At 60.2% G+C, this 15,435-nt stretch carries 14 protein-coding genes; 12 read left to right on the top strand and 2 right to left on the bottom strand.

The window, feature by feature from the left end; translation table 11 throughout:
* Window positions 1–42 precede the first annotated feature (42 nt).
* Together HZB29_02650 and HZB29_02645 are read right to left on the bottom strand one after the other, a co-directional pair.
* A complete protein-coding gene (locus HZB29_02650) occupies window positions 43–438 on the bottom strand; it encodes a hypothetical protein (GenBank protein MBI5814492.1) in 396 nt (131 codons plus the stop codon).
* Window positions 435–1,409 carry a tyrosine-type recombinase/integrase gene (locus tag HZB29_02645; GenBank protein ID MBI5814491.1) on the bottom strand — a complete coding sequence of 325 codons (975 nt, stop codon included), beginning with the start codon at window positions 1,407–1,409 and terminating at the stop codon, window positions 435–437. Before HZB29_02645 ends, HZB29_02650 begins: the two co-directional genes overlap by 4 nt.
* A gap of 595 nt (window positions 1,410–2,004) precedes the next feature.
* On the opposite strand from HZB29_02645, the gene HZB29_02640 reads away from it, so the two are divergent.
* From HZB29_02640 to murB, 12 genes are read left to right on the top strand one after another with little or no spacing between them, the layout of a single operon-like run.
* Window positions 2,005–2,433 carry a division/cell wall cluster transcriptional repressor MraZ gene (locus HZB29_02640; protein ID MBI5814490.1) on the top strand — a complete coding sequence of 143 codons (429 nt, stop codon included), beginning with the start codon at window positions 2,005–2,007 and terminating at the stop codon, window positions 2,431–2,433.
* 48 nt (window positions 2,434–2,481) lie between these two features.
* A complete protein-coding gene (gene rsmH, locus HZB29_02635) occupies window positions 2,482–3,432 on the top strand; it encodes a 16S rRNA (cytosine(1402)-N(4))-methyltransferase RsmH (protein MBI5814489.1) in 951 nt (316 codons plus the stop codon).
* Window positions 3,433–3,441: 9 nt separating this feature from the next.
* Window positions 3,442–3,774 carry a hypothetical protein gene (locus HZB29_02630; GenBank protein ID MBI5814488.1) on the top strand — a complete coding sequence of 111 codons (333 nt, stop codon included), beginning with the start codon at window positions 3,442–3,444 and terminating at the stop codon, window positions 3,772–3,774.
* Entirely contained in the window at window positions 3,761–5,620 is a 1,860-nt protein-coding gene (locus tag HZB29_02625; protein MBI5814487.1) for a penicillin-binding protein 2, read from the top strand. Before HZB29_02630 ends, HZB29_02625 begins: the two co-directional genes overlap by 14 nt.
* Window positions 5,617–7,122, top strand: a complete 1,506-nt coding sequence (locus HZB29_02620) for a UDP-N-acetylmuramoyl-L-alanyl-D-glutamate--2,6-diaminopimelate ligase (protein MBI5814486.1) — start codon at window positions 5,617–5,619, stop codon at window positions 7,120–7,122. The genes HZB29_02625 and HZB29_02620 overlap by 4 nt, the downstream gene beginning before the upstream one ends.
* Window positions 7,103–8,485 (top strand): UDP-N-acetylmuramoyl-tripeptide--D-alanyl-D-alanine ligase, encoded by a 1,383-nt coding sequence (locus HZB29_02615; GenBank protein MBI5814485.1) that lies wholly within the window; start codon window positions 7,103–7,105, stop codon window positions 8,483–8,485. The genes HZB29_02620 and HZB29_02615 overlap by 20 nt, the downstream gene beginning before the upstream one ends.
* A 4-nt stretch (window positions 8,486–8,489) precedes the next feature.
* On the top strand, window positions 8,490–9,575 hold the full coding sequence (locus HZB29_02610) for a phospho-N-acetylmuramoyl-pentapeptide-transferase (GenBank protein ID MBI5814484.1): 1,086 nt from the start codon (window positions 8,490–8,492) through the stop codon (window positions 9,573–9,575).
* Between the two features lie 5 nt (window positions 9,576–9,580).
* A complete protein-coding gene (gene murD, locus HZB29_02605; GenBank protein ID MBI5814483.1) occupies window positions 9,581–10,945 on the top strand; it encodes a UDP-N-acetylmuramoyl-L-alanine--D-glutamate ligase in 1,365 nt (454 codons plus the stop codon).
* Window positions 10,936–12,057, top strand: coding sequence for a putative lipid II flippase FtsW (ftsW, locus tag HZB29_02600; GenBank protein MBI5814482.1), 1,122 nt, complete (start codon window positions 10,936–10,938; stop codon window positions 12,055–12,057). The genes murD and ftsW overlap by 10 nt, the downstream gene beginning before the upstream one ends.
* Window positions 12,054–13,130: an undecaprenyldiphospho-muramoylpentapeptide beta-N-acetylglucosaminyltransferase gene (murG, locus tag HZB29_02595; protein MBI5814481.1), complete on the top strand. Its 1,077-nt coding sequence runs from the start codon at window positions 12,054–12,056 to the stop codon at window positions 13,128–13,130. The genes ftsW and murG overlap by 4 nt, the downstream gene beginning before the upstream one ends.
* Before the next feature lie 19 nt (window positions 13,131–13,149).
* Window positions 13,150–14,550 carry a UDP-N-acetylmuramate--L-alanine ligase gene (locus tag HZB29_02590; protein ID MBI5814480.1) on the top strand — a complete coding sequence of 467 codons (1,401 nt, stop codon included), beginning with the start codon at window positions 13,150–13,152 and terminating at the stop codon, window positions 14,548–14,550.
* Between the two features lie 9 nt (window positions 14,551–14,559).
* On the top strand, window positions 14,560–15,435 hold the full coding sequence (gene murB, locus HZB29_02585) for a UDP-N-acetylmuramate dehydrogenase (GenBank protein ID MBI5814479.1): 876 nt from the start codon (window positions 14,560–14,562) through the stop codon (window positions 15,433–15,435).

Here is a 15,435-nt window from a genome sequence, read left to right as displayed (position 1 = left end):
GCGGCGCGAGGGGTTTTAAAAAAATAAAATCTATCTCATAGGCTATGCGCGGGCGTGGTTATGAAAAAATCCGGCCACGCCGGCCCGTTTTAAAATCTCCGCCGGGGAGAGCCGGGCGATCTTTTTCAGCCAGCCGGTGTTGTCCAGTTCCTTGCGGGTCTGGCTTCCCATGCGCCACACGCCGCCGTTGTCCATCTGCTCCGGGCTGACTTCCCGGATGTCCCGCATTTCCGCGGCAGTGGCCAGCGACTCGTCCTTGGCCGAATGTTCCTTCAGGTTTGATATGGCCACCATTTTCTGATATGGGGCGATCCGGGCCACAGGCCCGCTCTGGTCGTACACCACCACTTCCACCCCCTTTTTGTTCACAAAGCCGATCACATGGCTGGGATATTCCATGTAGCGTTCAAGGCTGATTTTCCTTTTCTGAGGCGTCATCGTTTCGCTCCTTCATTTGCGTTTTCCGCCGCGAACGCCCGTGGATGGGCGCCGTCATATACTTTCATCAACTGGGCAAGGCCCACGTGGGTGTATTTCTGTGTGGTCGAAAGGCTGGAATGGCCGAGCATTTCCTGTATCACGCGCAGGTCCGCCCCGCCGTCGAGCAGATGGGTGGCGAAGGTATGGCGCAGCTTGTGGGGAGCCACCGGCCTGTCCATCCCGCACAGTTTCGCCCGGCGCTTCACTATCGAATGGATCGAGCGCACCGAAAGCCTTTTGCCGCGCGGATTGGTGAACATCGGCAGGCCCATCGCGTCCTCTTGCGCCAGGGGAGTGGCGAAGATCAGCTCGTTGATGGCCTTTTCCGCCTTCAATCCAAAGGGGACCAGCCTTTCCTTTTTTCCCTTGCCGCGCACGGTGATGAACTTGCGGTGGAAATCAACGTTCTCCACGGAAAGGGAGGCAAGTTCGGAGGCGCGCATGCCGGTGGCGTAAAGGATTTCCAGGATGGCCCTGTCGCGTATGGAGGCTTTGCCGTCGTCTTCAAAGGGTGCGTCGATAAGCCCGTTGACTTCATCGGGGGTAAGGAAGCCGGGGTTTGTCTTGGGTTTGGCTGGGAGCGGGACGTCCCGGGCGGGGTTTAGCGCCAAATCACCGGTCTGGATGTAATAAAGGAAAAAAGAGCGCAACGTGCAAAGCTTGCGTTCCACGCTCACCGCGGAAACCTGGCGGCGGCGCAGTGTTCCAACGTAAGCCCGGATGACATTGGCGTCCAGGGAGGCAAGGCTTGCGGTGGAGGCGTCGGAGGTCCATTTGCCGGACTGCCGCATGTAATGGAAGAACTGACCGAGATCGGAGGAGTACGCGCGGATGGTGTGGGAGGATGCGTTCTTCTCGGCCATCAACCTTACAAGGAAGTTTTGGACCAGACCCTTTTCAGGGGACTTTAACAGTTCGTTTGCGCTCATGCCGCCATAGGGAAGCAAGATGGATACCAAAACCGCCAGTTTTAGCGCTAGGACAAACAGATATAAAACAAAGAGTTATGAACCAGAGGTTAACTGCGGACTTTCATAAATTATGGCTTCGGACACCTTTTGGCTACAAATTTTGTAGTCTTATTCGAAGTGCGATGCCGTTGGGAGAAGCTACGGATAGAGGGGCGCCTGGTAATAAGAATATTATTAAGCTCGCCTGTTTGCCGGCAGGGCCGGGTGGGCAAGGGGGTGGAAAAATCCATTTTCGAGGGGGGGAAGGGTAATGGATTTTAAAGCATGCCTTCTTTTTCGGAGCCGATGGTTATCCCCCATTGAGAGAGCGCCGGGATTTTGACGTTGTTATTGACATTTTAATATAATTAACATATTATTTGCGTAAATTTAATGTTATTAACTATGATTTTTAATAATTCATATGTTCAGTTTTATTAAGGCATCTTTTAAATGGCGCTAAAGGACATAAAAACAAATGGATAGCAATATAGAATAATTGTTGACGCTGGGCATCTCAATCCTATATTATGGCGGCGTGTCATAAAGTGTCATAAAGTGTCGAGGATGCCTAGTGTTTATCGGCGAATATGAAGTCAGCCTGGATCCCAAGGGAAGATTGAATCTACCCGCCAAAGTCCGGGATACTTTGCTCAACGTATTTGCCCCGCCGTTGATTGTCACCGTGTCGGACCGGTGTCTTGCCGGTTATCCGGCAAGGCAATGGCTGGAAAAATACGAAAAGCTGGAAGCGGAGCCGTACACGCCGGAGCGGGGCGATCTTTTGCGGGCCATATCGGCCAACGCGGAAGAGTGCCCGATAAAGAACGGGCGCATCCTGATTCCCGGCAGGCTCCGGGAATACGCGGGGCTTGGCAAGTCTGCCGTGGTTGTTGGGAGGATCAAGAAGATCGAGATATGGTCCACCGGAAACTATGGCGAGTTGAAGACGGCCAATCCAGCGTTGGGACTTTCGGAGAGGATAAGGGGGCTAGGCTTTTAGCCGGCCTTTTGCGTTTCTGATAATTAGGGTTTTACCGCCCGGGGAGGGGTGGCAAGGAGTCGCGGACCATTGAAACACGTCCCGGTCCTGCTGGAGGAGACAATTTCCCTGCTTGACCAGCCGGGGATTAAAACGGTCGTGGACGCCACCGTGGGAGGGGGCGGCCATGCCGAGGCGCTTCTTTCGCGGTTCGGGAGGATAGATCGTCTTCTGGGCATTGACCGTGATGCGCAGGCCGTGCAAAGGGCGGGGGACAGGCTGGCCCGCTTTGGAAGCCGCGTAACGATGGTCAAGGCCAGCTTCGCCGAAATAGGGGAGGTTTTGGACCGGATGGGTATTGGCATGGTCGACGCCGTGTTGATGGACCTTGGGGTCTCCTCGTTCCAGTTAGAGGACGCGGCCCGTGGCTTCTCCTTCATGAAAGACGGCCCCCTGGACATGCGGATGGACAAGGACCAGAAAACAACTGCGGCCCACATGGTGAACGGCTTGAGCGAACAGGAATTGGCCTCCATATTCTTCGAGTACGGCGAGGAGCGCCACTCCAGGAGAATCGCCAGGGCGATCCTCCGGCAAAGAGAGCAGGCGCCTATCCAGACCACATTGGAACTGGCGAAGACTGTGGCCGCCGTATCCCCGCGCGGGGGCTCGAAAATCCATCCCGCCACAAGGGTGTTCCAGGCGTTGAGGATAGCCGTCAACGGTGAGATCGAAAAGCTTCGCCCTTCCATCGAAGGGGCGGTGGCAAGGCTCAATCCCGGCGGCAGGATAGCGGTGATCACATTCCACAGCCTGGAGGACAGGATCGTGAAGAACACGTTTGCCGATCTTGCCGGCCGGTGCGTCTGCCCGAGGAGCGCCCCTGTTTGCGTGTGCGGGGCGAAGGGGGTGGTGTCCATACTCACAAAAAAACCGTTGGCGCCTTCCGATGAAGAGGTCGGCGCAAATCCCCGGGCGCGTTCGGCAAAGCTGCGCGCCGCGGAAAAGCTGGCGGCGTAGGGCGGAACCATGAAATTCACATTCGGCGAAAGACTGCGTGGCAAAAGCAAAGGAGAGGGGCGGGGGATTGTCTTTGCGGACATGGCTCCTTATGTGGCGCCTGCCATGCTGTGCCTTGCCGCCACGCTCATTTACGTCTATCCGTCCATCCGCGCCACGTCCCTTATGTACGAATATTCGGCGCGGCTGCGGACATTCGGCGAACTTCGCGAGATGAACAAGAAGCTGAAGCTGGAGCTGTCCTCGGTGCGGTCATACGATTTTGTGGAAAGCAGGGCCATAAGCGATCTGGGATTTGTGTTCCCGGGGCCGGGCCAGGTGGTGATCGTTGCGAAAAAATAACCTGGAAAGCTCCGAAAAGAAAAAAGCCGGCGGCTACCGGCTTCGGACCGCGATGGTGGCGGGATTCCTGTCGCTATGGGCGGTGGCGGCCATGGGCAAGATGTTCCAGCTTGTGATCCTTGGCGATTCGCGGTTGGAGGAGTACTCGGAGAAGCTGCATTTCGGCAATCTGAACATACATCTTCCCAGGGGATTCATATACGACAGGAACCTCAACGAACTGGCGGTGTCCATAGACATGAATTCGGCCTACCTGAATCCCCGCCTGCTGGACAACCCGGCCAGGACCGTGCGCAGGCTTTCCGAACTGCTCGAGCCGGAGGACGGGCAGGCCCAGAAGGCGCTGTCCCGCAAGCTGATGGGTGTGATCAGCAAGCGCAAGGACAAGAATTTCGTGTGGGTGAGGCGCAAGATGGAGCCGGACATGTATGAAAAGGTGAAAAAAGAGGACATCCAGGGTGTGGGGTTCATAAAGGAGTCCAAGCGCTTTTATCCCAAGCGCGACATGGCCGCCAAGATCATCGGCTTTTGCGGCGTGGACAACCAGGGGCTTTACGGCGTGGAATACGGGTATGACCAGGTGATCCGCCCCACAAATTCCCGCTTCCTTGTTTTGAAAGACGCCCTCGGAAGGCCGATTTCCATGCCCGACGCGATAGCCATAACCGAAAAAAGCGCCCCCGCCGACCTTGTGCTCACCATAGACGAGCGGATCCAATACATCACCGAGAAAGCGCTGGAGCGGCAGGTGCTAAAGTCCCAGGCCAAAAGCGGGGTGGCGATAGTGATGGACCCGTTCACGGGAGAGATACTAGCCTCGGCCGAGCAGCCCAGGTTCAACCCGAACATGTACAACCGGTACGCCGCGGACCTTATGAAACCCCAGGCTGTGGCCCACGCGGTGGAGCCGGGTTCCACCTTCAAGCTTTTCGTGGCGGCGGCGGCCATCGAGGAAAAGCTCCTGACCCCCGACGAGGTGATCGACTGCGAGAACGGGCATTACACGGTGGGGGGGCATGAATTCAAGGAAGCGCACAAGAACAGGTACGGCGCCATGACGGTGTCGGAGATAATCGCAAAGTCGAGCAACATCGGCGCGATGAAGATCGGCGAGCGGCTGGGGCCCAGGACGCTGAACAAATACATCAGGAGTTTCGGGTTCGGCGGGAAGACGGAAGTGGACCTTCCCGGCGAGATACCAGGGCTTCTGCGGCCTGTGAGCGATTGGTCGGCCACGTCGCTGCCTTCCATATCGTTCGGGCAGGAGATATCGGTGACGCCGGTGCAGCTGGCCGCGGGGATCGCCGCGTTCGCCAACGGAGGCTACCTTGTGCGCCCCCATTTCGTGCGGGCGTGGCTTCGCAACGGCGAGGTGATCAAGGTGGCCGGAAGGGAAGTGGTGGGCAAGCCGATTTCCGCGGCCACGGCCCGCCTTATGACGGAGATGATGACCGGCGTTGTGGAGCACGGCACGGGCGAGAAGGCGGCCATCCCGGGATACACCGTCGCCGGGAAGACAGGCACCGCGCAGAAGATAGACCCGGTGACAAGGTCATACTCCGCCGACAGGCACCTGGCCTCTTTCGCCGGATTTTTCCCGGCGGACGCGCCAAGGCTTGTGATTCTCGTGATGATTGACGAGCCAAAGGGGGTGGAGTGGGGCGGAGCCGTGGCGGGGCCGGTGTTTTCGGAGATCGGGGCGCGGGCGGCGCGGGCGCTGCGCATACCGGCGGCCGGGTCGGACCTGTACGAAATAGATTGGGAAAAGATGAAACGCAGGAATTGGGACGGCCAGGAAGGCGAAATGAACGCCGGGGCAACGGCTTCCGCCGGAGAGAAATCATGACGGCGGAAAAGACAATCGGCGCCTTGGCGGAACTTTTGGGATCGCCCCGTGACAGACTTGGCGGCATTGACCCGTCCGCTCCGGTGAAAGGGGTGTGCTACAACTCGAAGAGCACAGTCCCCGGCGGGCTTTTTGTGGCGGTGAAAGGGGCCGCCGCGGACGGGCATGACTATATTATGGACGCGATAAGCAAGGGGGCTTTGGCCGTTGTCGCCCAGAAGACGCCGTCAGTTCCCCTTCCCGGCGGGGCCGCGTTATTGATTGTGGAGGATTCACGCGGAGCGCTGGCCGCCATAGCGGACTGGTATTACGGCTCCCCCACCTCGGAAATGAGCGTCACGGGGGTCACCGGCACCAACGGGAAGACCACCACCACATACATAATAAGCGCCGTGATGAACGCGGCGGGCCGGGCATGCGGCAAGATCGGCACGATAGGCTACGATTCCGGCGGAAAGACCATCCCGCTGGACAACACCACGCCGGAGTGCCTCGACGTCCAGCGGATACTCCGCCAGATGAAAGACGGCGGAGCGGTATGCTGCGCCATGGAGGTGTCGTCGCACGCCCTTGAGCAGGGGCGGGTCAACGGTGTGAGGTTCTCCACGGCGGTGTTCACCAACCTTACGCAGGACCACCTGGACTATCACGGCTCCATGGAAAAATATTTTGAGGCCAAGGCCAGGCTGTTCGCGGAGCTTTCGCCGCGCACGGCGGTGATCAACATGGACGATCCATACGGCCGGCGGCTTGTGAAAATGACAAGCGCGCCGGTGATCACTTATGGGCTTTCGCCGGAGGCCGATGTGCGGGCGGAGGATGTGACAGTGTCGGTGGACGGTGTGGCGATGACACTGAAAACACCGTCGGAGAGCATTGCCGTGCGCTCAAACCTCACGGGGAGGCATAACGTATATAACCTTCTGGCGGCGGCGGCGGCGGCCTGCGCGGAGAAAGTTTCCCTTTCCAGTTTTGCCCAAGGGGCCGCGGCGCTTGCTTGCGTTCCCGGCAGGTTCGAGCGGGTGGACGCCGGGCAGCCCTTCGCCGTGATAGTGGACTATGCCCACACCCCCGACGCGCTGGAGAAGACATTGACCACGGCGCGCAGCCTTGCGGAGGGGAAAATCATAACCGTGTTCGGCTGCGGCGGCGACAGGGACAGGAAGAAAAGGCCGTTGATGGGCCGCGCGGCCTGGACTCTGTCCGATCATGTGGTGGTGACTTCGGACAATCCCCGCACCGAAGACCCGGAGAAGATAATAGAAGAGATATTGGGCGGCATAAACAGGGAAGAAAACCGGGCCGGAGCGCTTGAGGTGATCCCGGACAGGCGCGAGGCCATCCGGGCGGCGGCGCGGGCGGCCAGGGAAGGGGACCTTCTGCTAATAGCAGGCAAGGGGCATGAGGACTACCAGATCGTTGGGCGCGTGAAGAGCCATTTTGACGACAGGGAAGAGGCGCGCAAGGCGGTGATGGAGGCATATGGCAAAGTTCGACGTTGAGCGGATAGCCGAGGCCGTCAACGGCCGGCTGATCTGCGGAGATGTGAAAAAGGTGGCGGGAGTCGCCACCAATTCGCGCGAGGTGACGCGCGGATGCCTGTTCGTGGCCATCATAGGCGAGAGGCTGGACGGGCACGACTTCGTGCGCGAGGCGTTCAACGCGGGGGCGGCGGCGGCCATCGTGTCCAACCCGTTCCTTCTTTTGTCCGAGGCGGGCAAGACGCTGATCCTGGTGGAGAACACCGTGCGGGCGCTCCAGGACCTGGCGGCGTACCACAGGAGAAGGTTCAAAAAACTCCTCGTGGTGGGGGTCACGGGCTCCAACGGCAAGACGACGGTGAAGAACATGGCGGCCAAGGCGCTGTCAGCCAAATTCAAGACTTTGAAGACCGAGGGGAATCTGAACAACCATATCGGCGTGCCGCTGACGCTTTTGAACCTGGACAGGACGCACAAGGCGGCCGTGATCGAGATGGGGATGAATTCGCCGGGGGAGATTGCAAGGCTCACGCAGATCGCCGCCCCCTCCATCGGTGTGATAACCAACATAGGAGCCGCGCACATAGGAAGGCTTGGCTCGCTTTCGGCGGTGCGGCGCGCCAAGGAGGAGATCGTCGTTGGCATGGGGCAAAAAGGGACCGCCGTGCTCAACGCCTCCGATCCGAACAGCGCGCCCATTATAAAGAAGAAAACGCGCAAGACTATCACCTTCGGCGCGCGGGACGTGGCGGACGTGGAACTTGTGGACGCATGGACGGAAAAAAACGGCCGGATGATCGTGGTCAGCCACAAGGGGAAAGAGACCGCGATCAGGCTGGGGCTTTTGGGATTAAAGGACGTGGAGAACGCCCTGGCGGCGTTCGCCGTGGGGCTGGCCGCCAAGGTGAAACCGGAGAAGATAGCGGCGGCCCTCGGGAAAGTGAAGGCGGAAAAGATGAGGATGGAGCCTTTGAAGCTTCCCAACGGCGTGCTTGTCATCAACGACGCATACAACGCCAATCCCCAGTCCTCCGAGGCGGCGCTGCAAAGCGTGGCGGCGATGAAAAAACCGGGCAAGTTCTATTTCGTGTTCGGCGACATGCTCGAGCTTGGCGCCGAAAGCGAGAATGCCCACAGGCGCATCGGGAAGCTGGCGGCCAAATCAGGCGTGGACGCGGTGTTCGCCCTCGGAAAGATGGCGGCGCTGGCCGCCGCCGAGGCGGGCAAGTCGGGAGTGCGCGGCGTGGTAAGGAAAACGCACTGGGAACTGGCCGGGGCCATTTCCGGGTGCGTCCATGCAGGCGACACTGTGCTGGTGAAAGGATCGCGCGGGATGGCCATGGAAAGGGCCGTCACGCATCTTGTGGAAATACTGGGAGGTTAGGCAGGTGCTGTACAATCTTTTATATCCGCTGCACGACGCGTACACGGTCTTCAACGTGTTCCGTTATATAACCTTCCGTTCCATCTACGCGGTGGTGACGGGGCTTGCGGTGGCGCTTGTCATCGGGCCGGTGTTCATCGAATACCTGAAGAGCCGCCAGATCGGCGAAAAGATAAGAAGCGACGGACCGAAGAGCCACCTGTCCAAGGCCGGCACTCCCACCATGGGGGGGATACTGATCCTGATATCGATGCTGTTGCCGACGCTTCTGTGGGCGGACCTGCTCAACGGATACGTGTGGGTGGCGGTGGAGACCGCCCTGATGTTCGGCGCCATCGGCCTTTACGACGACTACGTGAAACTCAAAGGCATCCGCAAGGGGGGCATATCGGGGCGTCAGAAACTTGCGTTGCAGTTCGCGGCGGCGCTGGTGATAGTGATGTGCGTTTATATCGCCCACGGCGGCTCGGAGGGGCTCACCAAGGTTCACGTGCCGTTCCTCAAGAACGTCCAGCCGGACCTTGGGATACTGTATGTCCCATTCGCCATGCTGGTGATTGTGGGGGCCGCAAACGCGGTCAACCTCACTGACGGGCTGGACGGGCTGGCCATCGGCCCGGTCATAATGTCGTTCATCACCTATGCGATCCTCTGTTACATCGCCGGCAACGCGAAGATGGCGGCGTACTTGAACATTCCTTACATGCCCCAGGTGGGAGAGGCCACGGTGTTCTGCGCGGCGGTGATAGGCGCTTCGCTGGGATTCCTCTGGTACAACTGCTATCCGGCGATGGTGTTCATGGGCAACGTGGGCTCCACGGCGCTTGGCGGGGCCCTCGGGGCGGTGGCTGTGGTGAGCAAGCAGGAGATCATCCTCGTTGTGGTTGGGGGGGTGTTCGTGGTGGAGGCGGTGTCGGTGATAATCCAGGTGGCGTGGTTTAAGTCCACCGGGAAAAGGTTTTTCCGGATGGCGCCGCTGCACCACCATTTCGAGCATCTCGGATGGCCGGAGCCGCAGGTGATCGTTCGGTTCTGGATCGTGGCGGTTATCCTGGCGCTGCTGTCGCTTAGCACGCTCAAACTGCGGTGATGACGATGGACGATTACAAGGGAAAAAAGGCGTTGGTGATCGGGCTTGCCCGGAGCGGAGTGGCCGCCGCGTCGCTGCTGGCCTCACGCGGGGCGGCCGTCACCGTGACCGATATGAAGAAGGCGGAGGATCTCGGCGAATTTTCGATGGCGCTTCCATCCTCCGTGGCGCAAAAGCTCGGCGGCCACGAAGGGATCGGCCCGGAAGGGTTTGATCTGGCGGTGATAAGCCCCGGTGTCCCGTGGGACGCGCCGTTCCCCGCTGCGGTGCGGCGGGCGGGAGTGGAGATGATCTCGGAGATGGAGCTTGGTTCCCGGCATATCGGCGCCCCAATGATCGCCATCACCGGCGCCAACGGCAAGACCACCACCACCACGCTTGCCGGAAGGATGATGGAGGCGGCCGGCAAAAGGACGTTCGTGGGAGGCAACATCGGCGCTCCGCTGTGCGGCGCGGCGGGGAAGGACTACGACTGGATAGTGGCGGAGGTGTCAAGCTTCCAGATGGAGGGGGTGAAGACCTTCCGGCCAAAGGTGAGCGCTGTGCTAAACGTCACGCCGGACCATATGGACAGGCACAAGACCATGCAGGCGTATGCGGCCCTCAAGGCGGCCATTTTCAAGAACCAGGGAGAAGGGGACACGGTGATCCTCAACGCCGAAGACGGCGTTACCCTGTCGTTCAATCCTCCCGCCGGAGCGCAGACTCTGTGGTTCGGCCATGCCTGCCACGGCTGGCAGGGGGCATGGATAGAGAACGGGGCCGCCGTTGCGGACATGGGCGCGGGAAAAATAAAGCTGTTCGACCTTGCGGACCTGAAAGTCCCCGGCTCCCATAACGTGGAGAACGCCTTGGCGGCGTCTTTGGCCGCGCTGGCGGCCGGGGCTTCGCCACATGCGGTGGCCGAAGTGATAAAAGGATTCACCGGATTGCCCCACAGGATGGAGATTGTGGACGTGGTAAACGGGGTGACATTCATCAACGACTCGAAGGGGACGAACACCGACGCTTCGATTAAGAGCCTTTCCGGCTATTTCAAGAACGTGGTGATAATCGCCGGGGGATCGAGCAAGGGGGCCGACTTCGGCGCATTCGCCGACACCATCCGGCGCCACGCCAAAGGGGCGGTGCTCATCGGCAAGACCGCCCCGCAGATTCAAAGCGCGCTGGGCGGTTTCTCCCCGGCGCAGAGGGCTTCGGACATGCGGGAGGCCGTCCGCGCGGCAGCGGCGATGTGCGCCGAAGGGGACACTGTGCTTCTTTCACCCGCCTGCGCCAGTTTTGACATGTTCAATAACTACGAGCACCGCGGCGACGTTTTCCGCGCGGCGGTGGCGGAGCTTTCCACGGAGGCGGCCCAATGCCGGTGAAACAGAGGCCAGATTACCTGGTGATAGCCTGCGCTATGGTCCTTCTGGGATTTGGCGTGGTGATGATCTTCTCAAGCTCCGCCATCATCGCCGTGGAGAAGTACAACGACGCCTATTATTTCCTCAAGCGGCAGATGATGTGGGCGTCGTTGGGGGTGATCGCCATGCTTCTTATGATGCGCCTGGACTACAGGATGCTGCGCAAATACTACTACGTGATCTATATAGGCGTCGTATTGTTCCTGCTGCTTGTTTTCATTCCCGGCGTGGGGGTGAACGTCAACGGGGCGCACAGGTGGATAAACCTGGGATTGGCCACGGTGCAGCCGTCCGAGTTCGCCAAACTGGGATTGATCATCTTCTTCGCGGCGTTCCTGGCCCGCAAGGAGGCGGAAGGGAAACTGGGCGACTTCATATTCGGCTTCGCTCCGTCCGTGGCGGCGTTGCTGCTTGTGTTCGTGCTCATCCAGCTCCAGCCCGACCTGGGGACGGCGGTGATAGTGGGGCTGGTGGCCTTCTCGCTTTTCGCGGTGGCGGGAGTGAGGCTTGCGTACCTGGGCGGGGCGATCCTGTTCGCCATGCCGTTCCTGTGGGCGGCGGTGTATAACGTGGGCTACCGGCGGCGCAGGCTTTTGTCGTTCCTCAATCCCTGGGACGACCTCAACGACAGCGGCTACCAGATCATCCAGTCGTTCGTGGCGCTGGCCAGGGGGGGCGTGTGGGGCTCCGGGCTGGGCAACGGAAGGCAGAAACTTTTTTATCTGCCCGAACCGCACACCGATTTCATCTTTTCCATCATCGGCGAGGAGATGGGGCTCATCGGGGGCCTGGCGGTGATGGCGGTGTTCGCGGTGCTCGCCTGGCGCGGCATCCGCATAGGGCTTAGGACGCAGGACAAATTCGGAAGCCTGCTTGCCCTTGGCATAACTTTCGCCATCACAATGCAGGCGCTTTTCAACGTGTCGGTGACCATCGGGCTATTGCCCACCAAGGGACTCCCGCTGCCGTTCATAAGCCTTGGCGGATCGGCGCTGGTGATGTGGATGATGTCGGTGGGGCTTCTGGCCAACATTTCGGAGAACGGGCCAGGCGCGGCAGCCGGCGAAACATGAGGCTGATAATCACGGGCGGCGGCACCGGGGGGCATGTATTCCCCGGCGTGGCCGTGGCCAGGGAGTTTATGAAAAGGAACGCGGGGAACGAAATCCTCTTCGCCGGGGCGGCCAGGGGAGTGGAGACAAGGATATTGCCCGCGGAAGGATTTGCGATAAGGACGCTTGACGTGACGGGACTTAAGGGAAAAGGTCTGATGGACAAGGCGCTTTCAGTTGCCAGGCTTGCGCGCTCGGTGCGGGACGGGATGAAGTTCATCTCAGACTTTGCGCCCGGGGCGGTGCTGGGCGTTGGCGGATACGCCTCCGGCCCGGTGGGGCTGGCCGCGGCGATCAGGGGGATCCCGCTGTTCATCGCCGAACAGAACGCCGCGCCGGGGCTCACAAACCGCTGGCTTGCCAGGTTTGCAAGAAAGGTTTTCGTCACATGGCCCGGATCGGAGCGAAGGTTCCCGGCGGGAAAGGGGATGGTGACGGGCAATCCGGTCAGGCCCGAGTTTTTCACCACCGGGCGCAAAAGGAGCGACGGCAGGTTTTTGATCCTGGCCATAGGGGGGAGCCAGGGAGCCAGGTCCATAAACAGGGCAATGATGGAGGCTGTCCCGGCGCTAAATGAAATGAAAGACCAGGTGGCGGTTGTCCACCAGACGGGGCAGACAGGGCTGGACGATGCGCGCAAAGGATATGAGAAGGCGCAATTTCCATGGACCGTGGAAGCGTTCTTCAACGACATGCCGCAAAGGCTGGCCGACGCGGACCTTGTGATATCACGCTCCGGCGCCGGGGCCGTGGCGGAGATATGCGCAGCGGGCCGGGGGGCGGTGTATGTCCCGTTCCCGTTCGCCGCGGACGACCATCAGACGAAGAACGCGGAGGCCATGGCGGCTGGCGGCGCGGCGATGATCGCGCGGGACAGCGAGATAAACGGTGAATTCATCCGGCGTGCGGCCGGTGATTTTATAAAGGACGGAAAGCGGCTCGCCGGAATGGGGGCCATGGCCAAGGCCATGGCAAAGCCAAACGCGGCGGCGGCGATTGTGGACGAAATTATCAAGCTGGCCGAGGCGGCCTGAAGCTATTTAAAGGAAGTAAATGAACGACATAAAGAGGTTTGGAAGGACCAAGACGCTCCACTTCGTGGGGATTGGCGGGTCGGGCATGAGCGGTGTGGCGGAGATACTGCTGAACATGGGATACGCCGTGACGGGCTCCGACCTGTCGGACTCGGAGGCGGTGCGCCATTTAAGGAACGCAGGCGCGAAGATAGAGATCGGCCACGCCGCGGCCAACGTGGGGGACGCGGATGTCGTTGTGGTCTCCTCGGCGGTGCGGGCGGACAATCCGGAGGTGGTGGAGGCCAAGGGAAGGCTTATCCCGGTGATCCCCCGGGCGGAGATGCTCGCCGAGCTTATGCGGATGAAACACTCCGTGGCGGTGGCGGGCGCCCACGGCAAGACCACCACCACATCCATGACGGCGGTGACCCTTGCGCGCGGAGGTTTTGACCCGACGATAATAATAGGCGGCAGGGTGGACAGGTTCGGCTCCGGAGCCAAGCTTGGCCAGGGGGATTTCCTTGTGGCCGAGGCGGACGAGTCCGACGGATCTTTCCTGAAGCTTTATCCCACCATAGCCATCGTCACGAACATAGACGCCGAGCACCTGGACCATTACGGGTCGTTTGAAAAAATAAAGGACGCGTTCGTGGAGTTCATAAACAAGACTCCGTTCTACGGCGTCACCGCGCTGTGCCTGGACGATGCGGCGGTGCAGGAGATCATCCCCCGGATAACAAAGCGGTTCCGCACGTTTGGCATCAACTCCACGGCGGACCTTACGGCGCGCGACATTAAATTCAGCAAGTTCAACTCGTCGTTCACCGTGGCGCTGAACGGCAAGGAGATCGGCAGGGTGAACATCGCCATGCCGGGGGTGCACAATGTGTACAACGCGCTGGCGGCCATGTCCGTCGGCCTGGAGCTTTCCATGGAGCCCGCCGACATAGTGGCCGCGCTGGACGGATTCCGCGGAGTGCAACGCCGCTGCCAGGTGAAAGGGGAGGTGAACGGCGTGATGGTGATAGACGATTACGGCCATCACCCAAACGAGATCCGCGCCACGCTTCGGGCCATTAAGGAAGGTTTCGCCGACAGGCGGCTCATCGTGGTGTTCCAGCCACACAGGTACACAAGGACGCGCGACCAGATGGACGAGTTCCATAAGTCTTTCTACGACGCGGACGAGCTTCTGATAACGGAAATATACGCCGCCAGCGAGCAGCCCATCGAGGGGGTAAGCGGCGAATTGATCGCCCGGGGCGCTGCGGCCCACGGCAAAAAAAGGGTGAAATTCACCCCCGACCTGGACAGTGCGCTCAACACGCTTCTGCGCACCGCCGCGCCGGGGGACATCGTGCTCACGCTTGGCGCCGGGAGCGTGACAACTCTTGGCGACAGGTTCCTTATGGCATATCCGGAATCCGGGGGAAAGTGACGGTAATGTATGGACACGGCAATTGTGGAACACAACGCGCCGCTGGCAGCGTTGACGTCGTTTCACATCGGCGGCCCGGCGGAAACTCTGGCGTGGCCGGCCGCGCAGGAGCAACTGGCCGGGTATCTGCGCTCCGGCGAAGTGTCGCTGATCCTCGGCGGGGGATCGAATTTGCTTGTGTCCGACAGGGGAGTGCGTGGAGTGACCCTTGGGCTTGCGAAAGGTTTTTCGGAGATACGGTTCACACCGGCGCCGGCAGGGATTGTGACGGCGCATGTCCAGGGGGGCGCTCAATTGGGAAGGCTGGTGGCCGAAGCGTACAAGCGGTCGCTTTCGGGGCTGGAGTTCGCCATGGGCATTCCCGGAACGGTGGGCGGGGCGCTGATAATGAACGCGGGCGCAAGGGACAACGAGATGAAGGACATCGCCGATTCGGTGACAGTCATGACGCCGGACGGAAAAATGGTTGAGATGAAAAAGGCCGAGTGCGGATTTGGATACCGGTCATCTTCGTTCCCCAAAGGGAGCGTGATAGTGGACTGCGCCCTGAAGCTGAAGGAAGGTGTGAAGGAGGAGATACATATAAAGATGCGGAAAAACCAGCTTGCGCGGAAGGCAAGCCAGCCGCTGGACCTGCCTAGCGCCGGTTCGGTGTACAAAAATCCTCCGGGCGAATACGCCGGGCATCTGCTGGAGACGGCGGGGATGAAGGGATACACCGTTGGCGGAGCGCGGGTCGCTGAAAAGCACGCAAACTTCATCGTCAACTTAGGCTGGGCGAGGGCCGCCGACGTGGTGGCGGTGATGGAGGAAGCGGAGAGAAGGGTCTATTCGGCGTTCGGGGTGAAGCTTGAGCGGGAGATCCGGCTGGCCGGAGAGTTTTAG

It is taken from the genome of Nitrospinota bacterium, assembly GCA_016235255.1.
GTDB lineage: Bacteria > Nitrospinota_A > UBA7883 > UBA7883 > JACRLM01 > JACRLM01.
The sequence above is the reverse complement of the archived record's forward strand: the minus strand, read 5'-3'. Positions and strand labels throughout refer to the sequence as shown.